General features: G+C 68.4%; 16 protein-coding genes. 1 reads left to right on the top strand and 15 read right to left on the bottom strand.

Annotation, left to right across the window (positions count from 1 at the left end):
* Positions 1-11: 11 nt before the first annotated feature.
* The 12 genes from rbfA to ABVF28_RS03735 all read right to left on the bottom strand — a co-directional run bounded on the left by rbfA (position 12) and on the right by ABVF28_RS03735 (position 13,397).
* Positions 12-446, bottom strand: a complete 435-nt coding sequence (rbfA, locus tag ABVF28_RS03680) for a 30S ribosome-binding factor RbfA (protein ID WP_371029523.1) — start codon at positions 444-446, stop codon at positions 12-14.
* A gap of 154 nt (positions 447-600) precedes the next feature.
* Entirely contained in the window at positions 601-3,480 is a 2,880-nt protein-coding gene (gene infB, locus ABVF28_RS03685; protein ID WP_371029524.1) for a translation initiation factor IF-2, read from the bottom strand.
* Positions 3,481-3,573: 93 nt separating this feature from the next.
* Complete coding sequence (locus ABVF28_RS03690; protein WP_371029525.1) at positions 3,574-3,954, bottom strand: YlxR family protein; 381 nt, start codon at positions 3,952-3,954, stop codon at positions 3,574-3,576.
* Positions 3,860-4,879 carry a transcription termination factor NusA gene (nusA, locus tag ABVF28_RS03695; protein ID WP_104312131.1) on the bottom strand — a complete coding sequence of 340 codons (1,020 nt, stop codon included), beginning with the start codon at positions 4,877-4,879 and terminating at the stop codon, positions 3,860-3,862. Before nusA ends, ABVF28_RS03690 begins: the two co-directional genes overlap by 95 nt.
* 110 nt (positions 4,880-4,989) lie before the next feature.
* Entirely contained in the window at positions 4,990-6,768 is a 1,779-nt protein-coding gene (locus ABVF28_RS03700) for a proline--tRNA ligase (protein ID WP_371029526.1), read from the bottom strand.
* Positions 6,769-6,855: 87 nt separating this feature from the next.
* The gene (locus ABVF28_RS03705) at positions 6,856-7,578 is read right to left on the bottom strand and encodes a hypothetical protein (RefSeq protein WP_371029527.1); all 723 of its coding nucleotides are present in this window, start codon (positions 7,576-7,578) and stop codon (positions 6,856-6,858) included.
* The gene (locus ABVF28_RS03710) at positions 7,575-8,561 is read right to left on the bottom strand and encodes a VWA domain-containing protein (protein ID WP_371029528.1); all 987 of its coding nucleotides are present in this window, start codon (positions 8,559-8,561) and stop codon (positions 7,575-7,577) included. Before ABVF28_RS03710 ends, ABVF28_RS03705 begins: the two co-directional genes overlap by 4 nt.
* Positions 8,558-9,553, bottom strand: a complete 996-nt coding sequence (locus ABVF28_RS03715; protein ID WP_371029529.1) for a hypothetical protein — start codon at positions 9,551-9,553, stop codon at positions 8,558-8,560. The genes ABVF28_RS03710 and ABVF28_RS03715 overlap by 4 nt, the downstream gene beginning before the upstream one ends.
* Positions 9,544-10,032, bottom strand: a complete 489-nt coding sequence (locus ABVF28_RS03720) for a hypothetical protein (protein ID WP_179556550.1) — start codon at positions 10,030-10,032, stop codon at positions 9,544-9,546. The genes ABVF28_RS03715 and ABVF28_RS03720 overlap by 10 nt, the downstream gene beginning before the upstream one ends.
* Positions 10,019-10,915, bottom strand: coding sequence for a DUF58 domain-containing protein (locus tag ABVF28_RS03725; RefSeq protein ID WP_371029530.1), 897 nt, complete (start codon positions 10,913-10,915; stop codon positions 10,019-10,021). Before ABVF28_RS03725 ends, ABVF28_RS03720 begins: the two co-directional genes overlap by 14 nt.
* Positions 10,916-10,917: 2 nt before the next feature.
* A complete protein-coding gene (locus ABVF28_RS03730; RefSeq protein WP_371029531.1) occupies positions 10,918-11,922 on the bottom strand; it encodes an AAA family ATPase in 1,005 nt (334 codons plus the stop codon).
* A 137-nt stretch (positions 11,923-12,059) separates the two neighbouring features.
* Complete coding sequence (locus ABVF28_RS03735) at positions 12,060-13,397, bottom strand: RIP metalloprotease (protein ID WP_371029532.1); 1,338 nt, start codon at positions 13,395-13,397, stop codon at positions 12,060-12,062.
* 112 nt (positions 13,398-13,509) lie between these two features.
* Between ABVF28_RS03735 and ABVF28_RS03740 the strand changes: the two genes are divergently transcribed.
* Positions 13,510-14,523, top strand: a complete 1,014-nt coding sequence (locus ABVF28_RS03740; protein WP_371029533.1) for an asparaginase — start codon at positions 13,510-13,512, stop codon at positions 14,521-14,523.
* Here ABVF28_RS03740 and ABVF28_RS03745 read toward each other — a convergent pair.
* The 3 genes from ABVF28_RS03745 to ABVF28_RS03755 form a co-directional block, all read right to left on the bottom strand.
* A complete protein-coding gene (locus ABVF28_RS03745; protein ID WP_371029534.1) occupies positions 14,520-17,420 on the bottom strand; it encodes an FtsK/SpoIIIE domain-containing protein in 2,901 nt (966 codons plus the stop codon). The genes ABVF28_RS03740 and ABVF28_RS03745 overlap by 4 nt on opposite strands.
* Positions 17,383-18,468, bottom strand: a complete 1,086-nt coding sequence (locus ABVF28_RS03750; protein ID WP_371029535.1) for a DUF4192 family protein — start codon at positions 18,466-18,468, stop codon at positions 17,383-17,385. Before ABVF28_RS03750 ends, ABVF28_RS03745 begins: the two co-directional genes overlap by 38 nt.
* 187 nt (positions 18,469-18,655) lie before the next feature.
* Positions 18,656-19,408, bottom strand: a complete 753-nt coding sequence (locus ABVF28_RS03755; protein ID WP_104312142.1) for a DUF5684 domain-containing protein — start codon at positions 19,406-19,408, stop codon at positions 18,656-18,658.
* Positions 19,409-19,484 lie beyond the last annotated feature (76 nt).

Raw genomic sequence — 19,484 nt, forward strand, 5'->3', positions numbered from 1 at the left:
GCAGAGGAGCGTCAGGCGTCCTCGGGCTCGTCCTTCTTCTCGTACGGATCGGCGTCACCCGCGTAGCTTGCCCCCTTGGCCTGCTCCGCGGATGCGCTATCACGCTCGTGTGCTTCCCGCAGCAGCGCCGCGATGGCGTCGGCGTTCTCGGGGATCGCATCCGGCACGAATTCGAGGCTCGGGGTGAGGCGCGACGTGATGTTCTTGCCCACCTCCGTGCGAAGCATCCCGGTCGCGCTCCTGAGCGCCGCGGCGGTGTCCCGACACTCCTTCTGGTCGCCGTAGACGGTGTAGAAGATCGTGGCATGCTGCAGGTCACCCGTGACGCGCACGTCCGTGATCGTGACGAACCCGAGCCGCGGGTCCTTGACGCCTCGCTCGAGGGTCTTCGCGACGATGACCTTGATGCGGTCTGCGAGTCGCAGGGCCCGTGAATGATCGACCATGATGGCTACTTTCTCGTGTGCTGATGCAGACAGTCAAATGCGTCTGCGGTGTCTCAAACTGCGCAGAACCTGAAGGCGGGGCCCCGGCCGGTTGGCCAGGACCCCGCCCCGAGTACGCGCCGCGCTTCAGGCAGCGCGGCAGCTCGGTCGACAGCTAGACGCGCGGCTTCTCGACGAGCTCAGTCGTCTCGATCTCGTCGCCGATCTGGATGTCGTTGTACTTGCCGAGGCCGATACCGCACTCGAAGTCCGTGCGGACCTCGGTGACGTCGTCCTTGAACCGGCGGAGCGAGTCGATCGCGAGGTTGTCCGCGATGACGATGCCGTCGCGGATGACGCGAGCAGTCGCGTTCCTCGTGATCGTTCCGCTGCGCACGATACATCCGGCGATGTTCCCGAACTTGGAGGAACGGAACACCTCGCGGATCTCGGCGACACCCGACTGGACCTCTTCGAACTCGGGCTTGAGCATGCCCTTGAGCGAGTTCTCGATGTCCTCGAGCGCTCCGTAGATGACCGAGTAGAACCGGACATCCACGCCTTCACGAGCGGCACGCTCGCGCGCCTTCGTGTCGGGGCGCACGTTGAAGCCGATGATGATGGCGTTGTCGACCGTGGCGAGGTTGACGTCGGACTCCGTGATGGCGCCGACACCGCGGTGGATGATGCGCAGCTGCACCGAGTCATCCACATCGATCTTGAGCAGCGACTCCTCGAGTGCCTCGACGGCACCGGAGACGTCACCCTTGATGATGAGGTTGAGCGACTCGACCTTGCCCTCTTCGAGTGCACGGGTGAAGTCCTCGAGGCTGATGCGCTTGCGGGACTTCGCGAGGCTCGCGTTGCGCTCGACGGCTTCACGCTTCTCGGCGATCTGACGCGCGGTGCGGTCCTCTTCCGTGACGATGAAGGTGTCGCCTGCACGAGGAACGCTCGAGAGGCCCTGCACCTGGACCGGGCGCGAAGGCTCAGCCTCGGTGACGACCTGGCCGTTCTCGTCGAGCATGGCCCTGACGCGGCCGTACGCCGTTCCGGCGACGATCGGGTCGCCGACCCGCAGCGTTCCCGACTGGATGAGGACGGTCGCAACCGCACCGCGTCCCTTGTCGAGCTTCGCCTCGATGGCGATACCGCGCGCCTCCTTGTTCGGGTTGGCGCGAAGGTCGAGACCTGCGTCAGCCGTCAGGAGGACCGCCTCGATGAGGCTGTCGATGTTGAGGTTGTTGCGAGCGGAGACGTCGACGAACATCGTGTCGCCACCGAACTCCTCGGCGACGAGCCCGTACTCGGTCAGCTGCGCGCGGACCTTCGACGGGTTCGCGTCTTCCTTGTCCACCTTGTTGACCGCGACGACGATCGGCACGTTGGCAGCCTGGGCGTGGTTGAGCGCCTCGACCGTCTGCGGCATGATGCCGTCATCCGCCGCGACCACGAGGATCGCGATGTCGGTGACCTGCGCACCACGGGCACGCATGGCCGTGAAGGCCTCGTGACCTGGCGTGTCGATGAACGTGATGGCGCGCTCGATGCCCTCGTGCTGGTGCCAGACCTGGTACGCACCGATGTGCTGCGTGATGCCACCGGCTTCGCCTTCGACGACGTTCGCGTTGCGAATCGCGTCGAGGAGGCGCGTCTTTCCGTGGTCGACGTGACCCATGACTGTAACGACGGGCGGGCGGATCTCGAGGACGTCGTCTCCTTCGTCCTCTGCTTCCTGGTCGAGGTCGATCGAGAAGCCCTCGAGGAGCTCGCGGTCTTCGTCTTCGGGGCTGACGATCTGGATGCGGTAGCCGAGCTCCTCGCCGAGGACCTCGAACGTGGCCTCGTCGAGCGACTCCGTTGCGGTCGCCATCTCACCGAGGTGGAACAGCACCGTCACGAGGTCGCCTGGGCTGGCGTCGATCTTCTCAGCGAAGTCCGAGATGGAGGCACCGCGGCGCAGGCGGATCGGCGTCGAGCCGTCTCCGCGACGAACCTTGACGCCGCCGACGCTCGGGGCTTCCCGCATCTCGAATTCTGCCCGCTTCGTCCGCTTGGACTTGCGCGCCTTCGACTTGCCGCCGCCACGACCGAACGCTCCGGCCGTCGAGCCGCGACCGCGACCGCCGCCACCAGGGCGACCTCCGCCGCCACCTGGACGCGGCGCGAAACCGCCACCGGCGCCTGGAGCGCCACCTGGGCGTCCGCCACCAGCGCCACCTGCACCCGGACGACCGCCTGGCCGGCCCGCACCCGCGGGGCGGGCACCTGGGAGGACGCGGGGCTGACCGGGACGCGGAGCTGCCGGACGGGGTCCGCCTGCACCTGCAGGACGGGGCCCGCCTGCGCCGCCCGGACGGGGGCCGCCACCGGCGCCGCCACCGGGGCGCATGCCCTGGTTCGAGGCGAATGGGTTGTTGCCGGGTCGCGAACGACCCATGCCCTGGCTGGACGCGAAGGGGTTGTTGCCCGGACGGGGTCCGGGACGCGGGCCGCGGGGGCGCGGGATCGAGGGGCTTGCGCCGCCCTCGGCCTGGGCAGGCTTGGCGTCGCCGGGAGCAGCGGGACGCTGCGCGTTCGGCTTCGGTGCGCCAGCCTCGGCTGCGGGAGCGGCCGGAGCCGCGGGCGCGGCAGCTGCGGGAGCCGGAGCCGGAGCTTCAGTTGCGGCCGGAGCCGGTGCTGGCTCAGGCTTGCGCTTCGGTCCGGGAGTCGGAGCCGAGGAACCGGCAGCCTTCTGCGTCGCGGCGGGCGCAGCGGGTGCGGCCGGCGCCGAGGGGGCGGAGGGTCCGGGCTTCGTGCCCGGGCGCACGCTCGACGGCGTCGCGCCACCGGGACGCGGGGAGCCGGGTTTCGATGCCGCGGGAGCCGCGGCCTGCGGCTGTGCGCCACCGGCTGCGTTGGTCTTCAGCGCCTCGCGAAGGCGACGGGCCACGGGGGGCTCGACGCTCGACGATGCGCTCTTAACGAACTCGCCCATGTCCTGCAGAGTCTTGAGGGCGGTCTTCGAGTCGACGCCCATCTCGCTGGCGATTTCGTGTACGCGTGGTTTTGCCACTTTTCTCCTGTCTGGGGCCCGCCCAAACAGGAGCGGACCATTAAAGTCGGATGTGCCTCATCGTGAGTCACTCATGATTAGTCCATGGTCCGATCAGCCTTTTCTCGTGGTAGGAGCAGTGCGTTCGCCCTGCTCCAGTGTGCTCGCGTGCCTGCTGAGCGCCTCGGTGTCCACCGTGCCGGTCTTGAAGGCCCGCAAGAATGCGCGCCGCTCGATCGCTAGCCTGGTGCACTCCGCGGTCGGATGGATCCAGGCTCCGCGCCCTGGAAGACTCGCCGAGATATCGACTTCGAGGCTTCCCTGACGGAGCACAACCCTGAGGAGCTGACTCCGTGCGGAGCGCGAACGGCATCCAACGCACGTTCGTACAGACGACATACTACCCCTCTGCGCGCGCTTCGTCTCCGTCTTCGAGGATCGAGTCGGGCTGGATGTCGATTCTCGCCCCCGTGAGCTTGGCCGCGAGACGTGCATTCTGGCCTTCCTTGCCGATCGCGAGCGACAGCTGGAAGTCCGGAACAAGTGCCCGGACGGCCTTGGTCGCCCGGTCGATGACAAACGCGCTCGAGACCTTGGCAGGGCTCAGTGCGCTGGCCACAAACGTCGGCAGATCATCCGAGTAGTCGACGATGTCGATCTTCTCGTCGCCGAGCTCGTTGGTGACGGCACGCACGCGTGCCCCGAGCTCACCGATGCACGCGCCCTTCGGGTTGATGCCCTCCTGCGTCGCGCGCACCGCGATCTTCGAGCGGTGACCGGCCTCACGGGCCAGCGACACGATCTCGACGACGCCGCTCGCGATCTCAGGAACCTCGAGTGCGAAGAGCTTGCGCACAAGAGACGGGTGGGTGCGGGAGACGGTGATCTGGGGACCCTTGCTGCCCCGCTCGACCTTCGTCACGAAGACCCGCAGCCGGCGGCCGTGCGAGTAGTCCTCACCCGGCACCTGCTCTTCAGGGGGCAGGATCGCCTCCACGGTTCCGAGGTCGACGTGGATCATGCGGGGGTTCGGCCCCTGCTGGATGACGCCGGCGATGATGTCGCCTTCGCGTCCGCGGAACTCGCCGAGCACCTTGTCGTCGCCGATGTCGCGGATGCGCTGGTTGATGACCTGCTTGGCGGCGAACGCGGCAACTCGGCCGAAGTCGTCGGCGGGGAGCTGGGCTTCGCCGACGATTTCGCCGTCGTCGTCGAGCTCGGGAACGAAGACGTTGACCTCGCCGCTCTTGCGGTCGAGGTGCACCCGGGTCGAGGCCGGCGGCACGTCCTGGCCCAGTTCCTGCGAGACGTGCTTCTCGTACGCGGTCAGGATCGCCTGCTCGAGAATGCTGGCAAGTTCCTCAAACGGAATCTCACGCTCTCGCTCGAGAATCCTCAGGACAGCAAGGTCGATCTTCATGGCGCTCCCTCTATTCAGATGAAAGGACGAGTTTACCCCATGCGGGGCAGACTCGTCCTCAGGCCAGGCACGCGGGACGAGGCGACGCGGCGCCTCGTCCCGCACCGCCCTCAGCTGGCGCGCTTGGACTGCAGCAGCGCCAGCACCTCGTCCTTGGCGACCGCGTCGCGCTCGTTCGTCCGGCGGTTCCACAGCTCGACCTGGCCCTCGGCGGCGCCCTTGCCCGCGATGACGATCCACGGAACGCCCAGGAGCTCCGCATCCCCGAACTTGACGCCGGGTGAGACCTTCTTCCGGTCGTCGTAGAGCACGTCGAGGCCGGCGGCGTCGAACGCGGCGGAGAGCTCCTCCGCAACCGCGAACGGCTCCTCGTTGCGCCCGGTTGCGATGATCTGCACGTCGAAAGGCGCCACCTGCTCAGGCCAGATGAGACCACGGTCGTCGTGGTTGGCCTCGGCGATGAGCGCGAGGTTGCGGGTCACGCCGATGCCGTACGACCCCATCGTCACGGTTGTGAGCTTGCCCTGCTCATTGAGGACCTTCAACCCGAGGGCCTCCGCGTACTTGCGACCGAGCTGGAAGACATGCCCGATCTCCGTGCCGCGAGCCGTCGTGATGGCTCCGCTGCCGTCGGGGGCAGGGTCGCCGTCACGGACCTCGGCGGCGCCGATGCGCGCATCCGCCGTGAAGTCCCGTCCGACGACCAGCGAGTGGACGTGCTTGCCAGCGATGTTGGCGCCGGTGATCCAGCTGGAGCCGTCCGCGACCGTCTCGTCGAGGAAGTACGCCACACCGGTGGTCGACTCCTCACCGAGCACCTGGCCCGCGGCCGACCATGGTCCGATGTACCCGCGAACGAGACCGGGGTGCTTCGCGAAGTCCTCCGCAGTCGCAGCCTCGACCCCGGCAGGCTGAAGGGCCGTCTCGAGGCGCTTCATGTCGGCCTCACGGTCGCCGGGGATGCCGACGACGACCAGGTCGCGGGTGCCGTCTGTGTGGAGACGTGCCACGACCACGTTCTTGAGTGTGTCCGCCGCGGTCCAGTCGCGGTCCCCGGTCTTCGGGACGACCGCATTCGCCTGTGCGACGAGCGTCGCGATGGTCGGCGTGTCCGGCGAATCGAAGACGGTCGCGGCCCCGGTCGAGCTGGGGTCCACTGCAACGGGAGCCGGCGCGGCGTAGGCCTCGACGTTCGCCGCGTAGCCGCCGGGTGAGCGCACGAAGGTGTCCTCGCCGACGGGTGTGGGGTGCAGGAACTCCTCGCTCCGCGAGCCGCCCATCGCGCCGGCGTTCGCCGCGACGATGACGTACTCGAGTCCGAGGCGATCGAAGATGCGCTCGTAGGCGTCTCGCTGAGCCTGGTAGCTGATGTCGAGACCGGCGTCGTCGATGTCGAACGAGTAGGCGTCCTTCATCGTGAACTCACGGCCGCGCAGCAGCCCAGCGCGGGGACGAGCCTCGTCGCGGTACTTGTCCTGGATCTGGTAGATCGCGAGCGGCAGGTCCTTGTACGAGGAGTAGAGGTCCTTGACGGCGAGCGTGAAGGCCTCCTCGTGTGTCGGCGCGAGCACCAGCGGCGCCCCTTTGCGGTCCTCCAAGCGGAAGATCCCGTCGCCGAAATCGTCGAGGCGCCCCGTGGCCTCGTAGAAGTCGGCAGGCAGGATGCCTGGGAAATGAACCTCCTGGGCACCCGCGGCTTCCATCTCCTCGCGCACGATCTGCTCGATGCGGCGCTTCACCTTGAGACCGAGCGGCAGCCATGCAAAGACGCCTGGCGCCTGGCGGCGAATGTAGCCGGCGCGCACGAGGAGCCTGTGGCTTGCCACCTCTGCGTCGATGGGGTCTTCGCGGAGCGTGCGGACAAAGAGCTTGGAGAGGCGAGTAGTCACCCGGCCAATGCTAGTCGTGCCAGGGCCCACGCGCTGGCCGCGCTGGACCCTGGCAGAGGGCTGCTCGACCGCGGGCACCGATCTGCGTCACCAGGGCTTGTCGTACAGCGAATCACCCTCTGTCTCGCCGCGCTCCTGGTCGAGCTCGTCCTGTCGGTCCTGCTGATTCTCCAGCAGCTGCTCTTCGAGCTCGGTCATCTCCGGTGACTGCGTCGATTCCGGGGGCTCCTCCCCCTCGTTCGGCTCCTGCGCCTCCGACTGCTGCTGCAGCTTCTGCTGGATGCGTTCGCTCGACTCGACCGTCGGGGGCTCGAATTCGGTGGACGCGCAACTCGGGTCGCGGGCATCCAGGACTGCGAGCGCCTCCTGCCAGAGCGCCACCGCCCCTGCGGTGTCGTCCGCGGCCAGTCGCGCATCGCCCTGGCGCTCGATCGTGATGGCGAGATTCGCGCGGATCGGGCACTGCTGCGGAGGCTCGGCCATGGGCAGGGCCGCTTCGAGCTCGGTGCGCGCCTCGTCGAGCAGCCCCAGCTGGAGCATCGACGTGCCCGTGTTGTACGGGGCTTTCCAGCTCTCGAGGATGTTCACGAACTTCTGCTGCTGCGCGGAGTTCATGCTCCCCTCGTACTCGGAGTCGGCGTAGAGCGACACCGTGCGGTCGGCGATGATCGACATGCTGATCAGCTTCGTCGCGAATGCGGCCGCCAGGAGCGCGAACGGGATGCTGAAGAGGATGAACCTGCGCCTGCGCTTCGCGGCGACGGCGGCCACCGGCAGGGCACCGCCCGACTTCTTCCGGCGAGGACTCATGCCGTTCCTCCCCTTGCTCTGCTGAGCTCGATCGAATGCTTCACGGACTCCCAGACGTCTCGGAGCAGCAGGAGGAACGCGGCCGCGGCGAGGATCCAGTACACCTCGAACGCCGTCTCCGCGCTGCCGCCGGTCTTCGTCACCCTCGTGCCGTCGACCTCCGCGGGCACCACTTCGGTGCCAGGCTCGCGCACCTCGAGCGGCAGCGCGAGGTCGTCCGCGATGGTCTGCAGAGCCGCCGTGTCGATGACGGAGCGAGCCTGCTGGCCCTGTCCGTCGAGGATGTAGCTCGGCTCGTCCGTCGCGAGCGTGCCAGCAGTCGCCTTCATGGGCCCGCCCTCCTCAGTGCCATAGCCGAGCACGGCGCCCCCGGCCAGATAGCCCGCGACAGCGCTGAACGACTCCGGCTCCGTCTCGGCTGTCTGCTCACCGTCGCCCAGGTAGTACACGAGCCTCGCGCGCTCCGGCTCGGCCTCGGCGGCCGCTTCCAGCACATCCCGGACCAGCGGCTCTGCGATGGAGATGGAGCTGCCACGGGAGTACTGGGTGACCTCCGGACGCAGCGTCTGCAGCAGAGCGTCGAGCGCGGTCGTGTCGGCGGTGAACGGCAGCCGCTGGACGGCGGCGGCATCGAAGGTCACCAGCCCGAACCTGGCACCCTCGTGCGCGGCCGTCAGCGCTGAGATATCCGCTTTCACGCCGTCGAGCCGCGGTGCACCGTCCCAGTCCTCCGCGACCATGCTCGCGGTCGTGTCGACCACGAAGAGCACGTCAACCTCGCTCTGGAGGTTCGGCGCCGGAGCGCTGCCGACGCCAGGGCGGAACGCGGCGACCACGATCAGCGCACAGGCGGCGAGGCGCAGGACCCAGTTGTCGCGCCGGCGTCGATCGGATGCCCTGACGAGCGCGAAGACGCAGAAGCCGAGCAGGACCATGCCGACCAGCGCAAGGAGCACCGGGGGAAGTATGGGATTCCAGGTCATAGTCGGAGCCTCCAGGCCAGCACGACGTAGATGGATGCGAAGACGAGCATCAGCACGAGCCACACGTTCGGCCGGTCGGTGACGAGCAGCTGGGGCTGGCCGACCATGAGCGAGGTCTGCTCGCTCGTGATCTGATCGACGATGCCGGACACGCTGGCTGGGTCGGTGAGCTTGAAGTAGCTGCCATCCGCCTGCAGGATCGTCGTCCGGAACTGGTCCGCGAACGCATCCTCGAACTGGTTGGCATCAAGCGCGTAGATGGTGATCCCCCGCTCCTCCGTGTACTCGGCGGCCTCCGGGAACGAGACGAGCGGGTCGCCGTTCACCGCGTTGTCCGTCGCGAAGATGATGGACCGGGACCTTCCGTCGTCGGCGGCCGGATCGTACTCGCCGAAGGTCATCGCGCAGGAGGCAAGGCCATCGCCGACGAGGGACGCACCTGCAGCGCCCTGCGTGCCCTGGGCGAACGAGTACTCGCTGTTGGACCCGCCCGAGGCTGACTCCATCTCATCCCGCACCTGCTGCAGCTGGGTCTCGACGAACGCGTAGTCGTCCGTCAGCGGGAACAGCTGCACCGCCGTCGCATCCCACAGCATGAGCGACATGCGCTCCCCGTCGAACCCGGGGAGCATCTCGAGGTACCTGTCGAGCACCTCGACGTCGTAGTCGACCATGGAGCCCGAGATATCGAGGCAGAGCACGATGTCGCGGTTGAACTTCTCCGGCGACTCGACACGCTGGTACACCCAGCGGCCGGCCGCGACGCTCGTCACGGCGAGGAGGATCGCGAGCACGACCCCGACCGCGGTCATGAGACTCGAGTATCGGAGCAACGCTCGCCGATACGCCGGGAGCCTCGTGAGGCGCCTGGAGTTGGCGACGGGAAGAGCGCCGGACTGCCCACGCTTGCGGGCGCGCCACCAGGCGATGGCCGCGACGGCCGCCGCCACTGCGATCAGCGACAGACTGACCCACCACATCGCTATCGCCATGTCGCGATCACCTCCCGCGCAGCCGCGATCCCGGCGGCTGTGCCGCTCGGATCGTGCGCCCCGAAGACCATGGGGTAGTACTGGCCGACCGTGTGCGAGACCCCCCGGAGCTCGGTGCGCCTCAAGTCGGTGAGTGTCATCTTGTCCGCCGGAACAGTCGAGACGGCAGCGACGAAACCACGCACGAGCACGCTCAGCTCGGCGTGAGCACGTCGTGGCGTCAGCTCGCCGGCTGCCGCACGACGGGCGACCTCGTCCACGCGCTCGAGATACTCCTGCTGCAGCGCGTGGACTGGCGGTCTCGCGGCCGGGAGCACCGGGGCGGCCTTCGGCGGGCGCGGTCGAGTCAGGAAGACCACGAGGAAGTAGTACGCGACGATGGACGCCAAGATCAGGAACCCGAGAACCAGCCAGAACTGCGCGTAGTCGATGACGGGAACGACGGTTCCCTCCGGCGGTTGGACATCAGCGACGAACATTCGCCCTCGCCTTCAAGAGCGCCAGGAGCGTCGGCGCGACCTGCTGCTCGCTCGCGATCTCCGCGTACGAGACCGCGTTCGCCTCGAACGTCCGCTCCATGTCGAGCGCTCGCTTCTGCTCCGCGTACTCGAACTCGCGCTCGAGGAGCCGGTCCCCGCCGAAGAGGCTCGGCATCGCCCAGTGCCCTTCCACGTCGAAGGCCAGCTCGCCGCGGGCGCCCCGCTGATGGGGTTCGGCATCCGTGATCTGGAGCCAGACGATCTCGTGCTGAGCCGCGAGCCGACGCACGAGAGCAGCACGTTCCTCGTCCCAGTCGAACTCGTCCGCGATGACGACGAGCAGCGCACGGTGTCTGACCGTGAGCCGGACTCGGTCGAGGACCGCGTTCATGTCACTGGTCGCCGTCTCGAGTCCAACCGAGTCGTAGACCGCGTGGAGCATCCGCTCGAGCGCGGACGACGTGCTGCGGAACGGGAGCTGCCTGATGCCCTCGGAGCTGCCCGTCACGAGGCCGACGTCGTCACCATGCCGGATGGCGAGATACCCAAGAACACCCAGGGCCGTGACGAGCACCTCTCGCTTTGGCTCGCCGCTCGCCGAGATCGCCGCCATGTTGCGGCCACCATCGACGGCGAAGAGCACACGGTGGCGCCGCTCGGCGACGTAGCGCTTCACGAGCGGCTGCCCCGTTCGCGCGCTCGCCTTCCAGTCGATGTCCTTGATCTCGTCTCCCGCCACGTACTCGCGGAGGTCATCGAAATCCATGCTCCGACCACGCAGATGCGAGGCGTACTGGCCGTCGAGCAGGTGCAGCACGCGCCTTCGCGCGTGCAGGAACATCTTCGACTTGACCTTCGCCAGAAGGGGGCGTTCGCTCGACATGGTCACGGAGTACGAACAGCCCCGAGCACCGCGTCGATGATCTGCTCGACGCGGACACCCGTCGCATCCGCCTCGAAACCGAGGATGATGCGGTGGCGCAGGATGCGGTGCGCCAGCCGGCGAACGTCCTCCGGCACGACATGGTCGCGGCCCTGCAGAAGCGCGACTGCCCTGGCGCCCTTGGCGAAGTTGATCGAGGCGCGCGGCGACGCGCCGACCTCGACGAGCCGTGCCAGCTCCGGGCCGATGTACTCCCCGGCGTGACGCGTCACGTAGACGAGCCCGACGATGTACTCCGTGATCGCCTTGTCGACGTACACCCGCGACGTCAGCTCCTGCAGCCTCGTCACATCCTGCAGCCCCACCGCGGCTGGTTCCCCGTGCTCGAAGACGCCCTCGTCGATGCGCCGCAGGATCTCGGCCTCCTCCGCGGGGTTCGGGTACTCGAGCACGTCCTTGAGCATGAAGCGGTCGAGCTGCGCCTCAGGCAGCACGTACGTGCCTTCCTGCTCGATGGGGTTCTGCGTGGCGATCACGAGGAACGGATCCGGCAGCGGGTACAGCGTGCCGCCGATCGTGGTCTGGCGCTCCTGCATCGCCTCGAGCATCGCGGACTGCGTCTTCGCGCTCGAGCGGTTGATCTCGTCGAGCAGGACGAAGTTCGCATGCACGGGCCCGAGCTGAGTCGAGAAACGGTGCTCCGCCGCATCGTAGATCTGTGTGCCGACGATGTCTGACGGCAGGAGGTCCGGCGTGCACTGGATGCGGCTGAACGACCCACGGACCGACTGGGCGAGCGTCTGGGCGGCCGTCGTCTTCGCGAGGCCGGGAACGGACTCGAGGAGGACATGCCCGCCCGACATGAGCCCGACGAGCAGTGTCTCGCGCAGCTGCGTCTGGCCGACGACCTTGTGTGCGAAGGCTTGCGAGACGGCCCCGATGGCACGCCCCGCCTCCTGGAGCTCCTGCTGGCTGAGCTTGAGCTGCTGACCGCCGACAATCGTCACGGATCCTTCTTCCTGCGGCTGGACACACCTGCCGACTCTTCTGATCTCGTCTGGGGCATTTCAGTGATTCGCAAGGGAAAGCGTAGTGACACCGTGCGGCACTCGCGTTCAGCCTCCCGCGAGTCTCGCGCGAGCGACTATGGAAAGAGCCGGATCGGATTGACGATGTCGACATAGATGAAGAGTGCGCTCATCGCCATGAGGCATCCGGCGATGACGAGGGTGACGGGGAGGAGCTTCGCCGTGTCGAACGGACCGGGATCGGGGCGACCGAACAGCTTGGCCAGCCGGCGGCGGACACCATCGATGAGCGCGGCGAGCACATGTCCGCCGTCGAGCGGCGGCAGCGGGACGAGGTTGATGACGCCGAGGGCGATGTTGACGGATGCGACCAGCTGCACGATGGTCGCGACCCGATCGACGACGGGGATGCTGCTCTCAGCCGCCACCTCGCCCGTGATCCGTCCGACCCCGACAACGCTCATCGGACCGTTCGGGTCGCGCTCGGCGCCCCCGAAGCCGGCGTTCCACATCTCGACGATGCGCTCGGGGATCGTGGTCAGGAAGTTGCCGACGGCGCGCACATTGGCCTCGGCCATCGTGAACGCGTAGAGCGGCGACTGCCTGACGCGCTCCTGCGTGGGCGTGATGCCGACGAACCCGACCTCTTGCGTCACGAACGAGCCGTCCGCAGCCTCGACGCGCGCTCCCGTCAGCTCGTCGAGCTGGTAGACGGTGTTGACGCGTGGGGTGAGCTCCACCTCCAGCTGCTGCCCCGCGCGATCGACCCCCACGGAGATCGGCTCCCCCGGGCTCACGCGGATCGTCTCCTGGAGGAGGTCCCAGCTGTCGGTGGCGGTGCCGTCAACGCTGGTGATCCTGTCGCCGGGGAGGAGGCCGGCCTCGAAGGCCGGTGCCGGCGTCTCGCACGTTTCCCCTGCTTCTGGCGCCACCGAGCCGGCGGGGACCACGCACTCGTAGACCGTGCCGACCGTCGTCGACGGCTGGTACAGGCCGAATCCGGAGCAGACGATCATGAACCCGAGGATCGCGATGACGAAGTTCATGGCTGGTCCCCCGACCATGATGACGATGCGCTTCCACACGGGGAGCGCAGAATACGTGCGCGACTCCTCCCCTGGAGCCACTCCTTCCGCGGACGCCAGCCTGGCATCGTCGATCATGCTCGACATGAACCCGGTCCCACCCGTGCGTGCGGCCTGGCCAGCCTTGGCAGGCGGGTACATGCCGATCATGGCGACGTAGCCGCCGAGCGGGATGGCCTTCACGCCGTACTCCGTCTCACCCCGCTTGCGCGAGAAGAGCGTCGGCCCGAACCCCACCATGTACTGCGTGACACGCACTCCGAAGCGCTTGGCCGGGACGAGGTGGCCGATTTCGTGGAGCGCGACAGACGCGGCGAGGCCGATGACTGCGGCCAGGACGCCGACGATGAAGAGCAAGACTGATTCCACGGGGGTCAAGCGTAGACCTGCCTTGTCGCTCGCATGCTGTCGATCTGCCTTGCCCGCCGGGCCGCCCGCGTACCGGCGGTGCGAGTCCCCCACCGCGTAGGCTTGCCCGATCATGAGCGAAGCATCAACGCTGCACGCTGCAGCCGCCGTCGAACTCGCCGTTGTCGTCCGCTCAGGGTTCATCGAATCCCGGCACGTCGGCGCTGCGGCCCTGACCAACCCGGACGCTACGATCCGAGCCGAGCTGGGAGACGGGCATCAGCCGGTGTTCCCACGCTCGACCCTCAAGCTCTTCCAAGCGCAGACCGCGCTGACGCTCGGCGCGCAGCTGACCGACGAGCAGACGGCGATCGCCTGCGGCAGCCACTCCGGATCTCCAGACCACGTCGCACACGTGCGGGAGATCCTGCACGCCAGCGGGCTCGACGACCGGGCGCTCGCCTGCCCCGCCTCCTGGCCCCGAGATCGTGCATCCAGAGACGCGCTCGTACGCGCCGGCGAGGCATCCTCCCCCGTGTACATGGAGTGCAGCGGCAAGCATGCTGCGATGCTGGCGGCCTGCGTCGCCCAGGGGTGGCCGACGGAGGGGTACCTGGCGGCGGATCATCCGCTCCAGGTGGCTATCAAGGACACGGTCGAGCGCATGACCCGGGAGCGCCCGAGCGCGGTCGGTGTCGACGGATGCGGCGCGCCGGTCTTCGCCGTGAGCCTCGTCGGTCTCGCGGCGGCGGCGAGCCGGCTCGCCACGGCGAGTCCGTCTTCCCCGTTTCCGCTCTTCAAAGCTGCCGCCGCGGTGTGGCGCTCCGTGCTCTCCAACGGCTGGCTTCTCGAGGGCCACGGGCGCCCGAACTCCCTCGTCATCTCCGAGCTCGGTGTCCTCGCGAAGTCCGGCGCTGAAGGTGTCCTCATCCTCGCCTCGCCGGACGGCACCGCTGTTGCGATGAAGATGCTCGACGGCTCCAGTCGTGGAACGACGCTCGTGGGACTGCAGCTGCTCGTTGCCGCCGGTGCCGTCGATGTGGGCCGAGTGCAGCAGCTGCTGCCGCGGCTTGGGCTCGAGGTCATGGGCGGTGGCGTCCTCGTCGGCGAGATCATGGTCGGCAGCGGAGTTCCGACGAGCCTCTAGGCACTGCTGAGGGACCTCTCCTCGTTCGACCAGCGGATGCGTTCCATCGTGCCTCGAGCGTGGCGGAGCACAGCGCTGCGCGACGCGTCGACGACCAGCGGTGGCAGAGGATCGCCTCTGAGGAGCGACCGGTGCTCTCCGGGGGTCACACCGGACAGCAGCACGCGGTGCTCGGCGGAGAGCCTCGCCAGGACCCCGAAGCGACCTTGCCACGTCTCGACGTCGCCGATGACGGCTCGCTGAACGCTCCCCGGCTCCGAGCCGCCCCGCTCGGGGTGGCCACGAGTCACGGTTGTCGCCGCGCACCAGTCCGCGAGATCCGTGCACACGAACCCCCTTGCCTCGAGGACGCGCCGCATCGTGGTGGGCTGCCGCGCCACCACGAGCAGCTCTCGGTCGGTCTCTCCCTGAACCGGAGCGAGCCGATCCGTCGCAGCCTCGGCGTCGCGATCACGGTTGCTGATCGGCCGGGACGCCTGTGCGACCTGACAGGCTCTCCCCCGCCAGACCGCGCGGCCGGCTGGGGCATCCGCGTCGTGCTCCGAAGCCTGCCCGCCCGCCATGACGTACGCGCTGCGGTCACCGCCGACCAGGCGGAGCGTCTGGGCGGCGGAGGCGACAAGCGCGGCTGTCCCGCCCGTCACCCGACTCAGCGAGAACGCAACAGCCGGTGAGCAGGATGCGGAGGCCTTGATGAGGCGCACGAGGTGCTCGGTCATGGCGGTGCGGTGCGGCTCCTCCACCCCGGCGAGGAGCGCATCGATGTCATCGACGACCAGCAAGCCCGGGCTCGACGCGAGGTCTGCGGCGCACAGCTGGTCCCAGGCGGACTCAGGGTCCGACGAGAGGACGGTGATCCGCCCGACGGCAGAGTCGGACCGCTCGCCGGACGCCTCGACGAGCACCGTGAGGCAGCCGGTCTTGCCGGTTCGAGGCCCGCCGATGACGGCCATCGCGCCGAGACCTGCATCAAAGCGAGCCGGTCGCTGCTCGCGAGCGTCCGTGTCGTCGCTCAGCCCGAATGCGAGGCCCGGACCGTCCCCCGCGATCGCGGCAAGCGCGATCCGCGAGGGAAGGGCAGGGAGCCACGGCCGCTGCGGCGGCAGATGACCGAGGTGAGCTTCACGTTCGACGGCCGCCAGGACGAGGCCCGCCACGGCCAGTCGCTCACGATGCCGCACCTGGACTTCGACGATCCGGCTGTCGCGCACGACCAGGGCGAGCCCGGGTGAGTCGGCCGGCAGGCGCGCGGCGGACGCGGTGCCGATCAGCGCGGTGCTGTCCGCTTCCGCGACCACGCGGAGACAGATGCGGATGCTGCAGTTGGCCAGCGTCGTCCCACGGACCGCGATCGCAGGCTGCTGGGAGCACAGGACGAGGTGCATCCCGAGGCTCCTCCCCCTCGCTGAGATGTCCGCGAACACGGAATGCAGCGCGGCACCGGCGTCCACAAGCGCCTGGTACTCGTCGACGATGACGACCAACCGTGCGAGGCCGGGCAGCTGGCCGATGTGGGTCGCACCGGCAGCTCGGAGCGCACGTTCACGCTCGCGGAGCTCGGCGCGCAGGCTGATCGCCGCCCGTTGCGCCTCGGCAGCATCCAAGTCGGTCACGATCCCCACACAGTGAGGGAGCTCGGCCAGAGGGTCGAACGTCGCGCCGCCCTTGAAGTCGAAGCACAGCACCTGTACCTCGCGACTGGACCTCGATTCTGTCAGCGCCAGCACCCAGGTCACGAGCAGCTCGCTCTTCCCCGAACCGGTCGTGCCCCCGATGACCGCGTGCGGGCCGTCGGTGACGAGGTCGATGCCGAACAGCGCGGTGCCGTGCGTGCCCAGCTGGGCGAACAGGCCGGCGCCTTCCAGCCTCGCTGGCTGGGCCCCGCCTCGGCTCGTGATCGAAGCGGCACGTCGCAGTTCTCCTGCGTCCTTGCCGTCGACGCCCGCCTGACCAGCCTCGTCGGAACGGCTCGGACCGGACGCGCGCAGCTGCTCCGCCGTCATGAACCTGGGCCGCAGCGTGACGCGACTGCCGTTCTCGAGCACGACGCTCGCGGCCGACGCGCTCTGCACATGGACGCGAACCGGCGCCGCGTTCGACGATTCGATACCTCGGCCTTCGGAGAGATCAAGGAGCAACCCGCCCTCGGCGACCTGCGCGTCGCCCCACCTCCACGGGCGGCCAAGCGTGGACAGTTCCTGAGCCAAGACTGCCCCAGGAATGCCGGCACAGATGCGGACCTCGCCCGCGCACGCCGCATGCTGGACGAGCAGCGCGCGCCCTGCCGCGAGCACCAGGCTGGTACTCCCGGTTATCTCGAACGTCGCACCGCCTCCGAAGACGGGAGCGTCGTCGAGCGTGAGGACGTGATCGAGACGTGAACGCACGTCTTCGGGGAGGTGGCGCAGCTCACCGGACATGGGGACGCGCACGCGCACCGAGCCGGATCCGAGACAGAAGCGCTCTTGGGCTTCCAGGCGAGGTGCCGCCCGAGCGGTGCAGGTCTCCGCAGCGAGGGCCTCCAGCCTCCGCAGCTCGTCCGCGGCGAGCGACCGAGCCTGCTGGATGCACGCGTCGAGTTCGCGGTCGAACACGGCCTGCGCGCGCGTCTGCTGGGCGCTCGCCTGACGTCTCGACTCCGCGTAGCTGGCCACCGCCATGACGGGACCGAGCAGGGCGAACGCGAGCATCGCGGGTGACCCCAGAAGCAGCCAGAGCAGGATCGCAACGACGACCGGAGCCGAGGCCATGATGATGGGAAACGCCACCACTCTCGCATCGGCGACGGGCGACGGCAGGCACAGGACGGGCTCGATCAGCCGGGGCCGCGCCTGCTCGTCCGGCGGCCCGTCACTCCGCTCAGTCGTCACGTCCTGCAGCGGCGGCTTCCGGCTCATCCGACCACTGTTCGACAACGGCGAGCCAGGGTGGAACCACGCACCGTTCGACGAGCCAGGCGACACTCGAGGCAAGCGGATCGTCCGCGCTGACGCCGAGGGCTCTCTTCGCGAAGGCCGCCGCGGCGCTCGAACGCCCCGAGGCCCATTCGAGCCAGCTCATGCTGGCAAGGAGCACGGGTTCATCGTCGAGGTCGACGAGCTCGGCGAGACGTCGGAGGATCGCGGCGGCTTGGCGAACACGTCTGCGGGAGAACTCGGGCAAGGGTCGGTGCACGTCCTCCTCGCCCATCACCGTGCTCCAGACCGGCGTCAGCGAGAGCAGGTCGCTGTGGGCGCCGAACCCGATCGTCACGAGGAGGAGTTCCGAGGTGTGGCGGCCTCGGAGCATGCAGAGCAGATGTGCGAGTTCCGCGTCTGCCGGAGCAGCGCGGAACGTGTCAGGCGCGAAGGCCGCAAGCCACCGCTGCCGCATCGATGGCAGGTCATCCTCGCCGTCGTGGTGCTGCCAGTGTCGCTCATCCTCCTCCGCAAATCGAAGCCTCCTGGTCACGGACGCGGGCGTGATCAGCGACTCGTCCCCCGGCTTTGCCGTAGCCTGCACCCACTCCTCCTGCGAGCCCAGCGCGCGCGGGCCGATGTCACAGCAGTCGACGTCGTCGCATCCGTAGACACCCCAGGCGTCAGCAGCTCGGCAGATGCAGGCAGCCACCTCGATTCCCGCGCGGTCTGCCGCTGCGACGAGCTCCTCGGCAACCACGGAGAAGGGGGGCCGCGGCCCGGACCCGAAGGGCAGGTCCGGGCACAGGACGAAGACGACTCGCTCGATGCTTCTCAGGTGCGAGAGGTGACCGATCACCGCGTTCGCGTACGGGGCCGCACCCGCCGAAGATGGCTCCGGCACCTCCGGCAAGTCGAAGCGAAGGACCACGCCTCCCCGTTTCCCGCTGAGCGGTATGGCGACAAGGGAGCCGACGGGTGAGTAGCCGAGGAGACGAGGCACGGCGTCGAGGATCTGCTTCGGCGTGCTGAGGCGAATCTGTTGCATGCCCAGACGCTAGGCCTCACGTCAACGGCGCGGTTCCGTGGCGGCCTCGCCTGTGGACAGCGCGAAACTCACGCGTCTGTGACGACGAAGTGAACGGAGCAGACGACGACGTGAAAGAAGCACGGCACGCGGAAGAATATCCGCGTGCCGTGCTTCGGGGCTGGACGACGCCGCGTCCAGTGCGCTGTCAGTGCTGAGCCGGGGGCTGCTGACCGTAAGGCTGCTGGTTCTCGGGGGCCCGGCCAAGCGGCGGCTGCTGAACGGGAGGCTGCCCGTACGGCTGCTGCGTCGGTGCCTGGCCGTACGGCTGCTGCCCATACGGCTGCTGCGCCGGGGCCTGACCATAGGGCTGCTGGCCGTTGGGCTGCGCCGGGGCCTGACCATAGGGCTGCTGGCCGTTGGGCTGGGCCGGGGCCTGACCATACGGCTGGGCGGGAGTCTGTCCGTAGCCCGACTGCACCGGTGCCTGTCCGTACGCCTGCCCCTGGGCCCCAGGCGCGTAGCCGACTGCGCCCTGCTGCTGGCCGTACTGGCCACCGAGGTTCATGAGTGCCGGGTTCCAACGCGAGCTGTCGAAGCCGATGATGGCGAGCCACACGATGGGAAGGAAGATGTAGAGCAGCACCCAGACGCCGCTCTTGCCGAAGCCAAGACCGATGCGGTAGGCGGCGATCGCCATGAGGACGACGAGCGCGATGTTGACGCCGGGGATGAAACCGACGAGGACCCACCAACCGGGGAAGCCCGCGGCCTCGACGAATGTCCACGAGTTGTAGACCGGAACCCAGGCCTTCCAGGCCTCGATGCCCATCTTCGTGAACACCTTCGACATGATCCACGCGGTGAGCGCGTACGCGCCGAGCACGATGACGAGCCACAGGAGGATCCCGAGGGCGCCGATACCGGCAGCAGCCTGATCGCCGTAAGCGATGATTTCCATTGAGGAGTCACTTTCTGATATTCAATCGACGTCTGCGTCGAGCGCGGGGAGTGCGCATGAGCCAGAAATCGCAGAC

The organism is Pseudoclavibacter sp. JSM 162008, from assembly GCF_041366455.1.
In the GTDB taxonomy this organism is placed as follows: Bacteria; Actinomycetota; Actinomycetes; order Actinomycetales; family Microbacteriaceae; genus Pseudoclavibacter.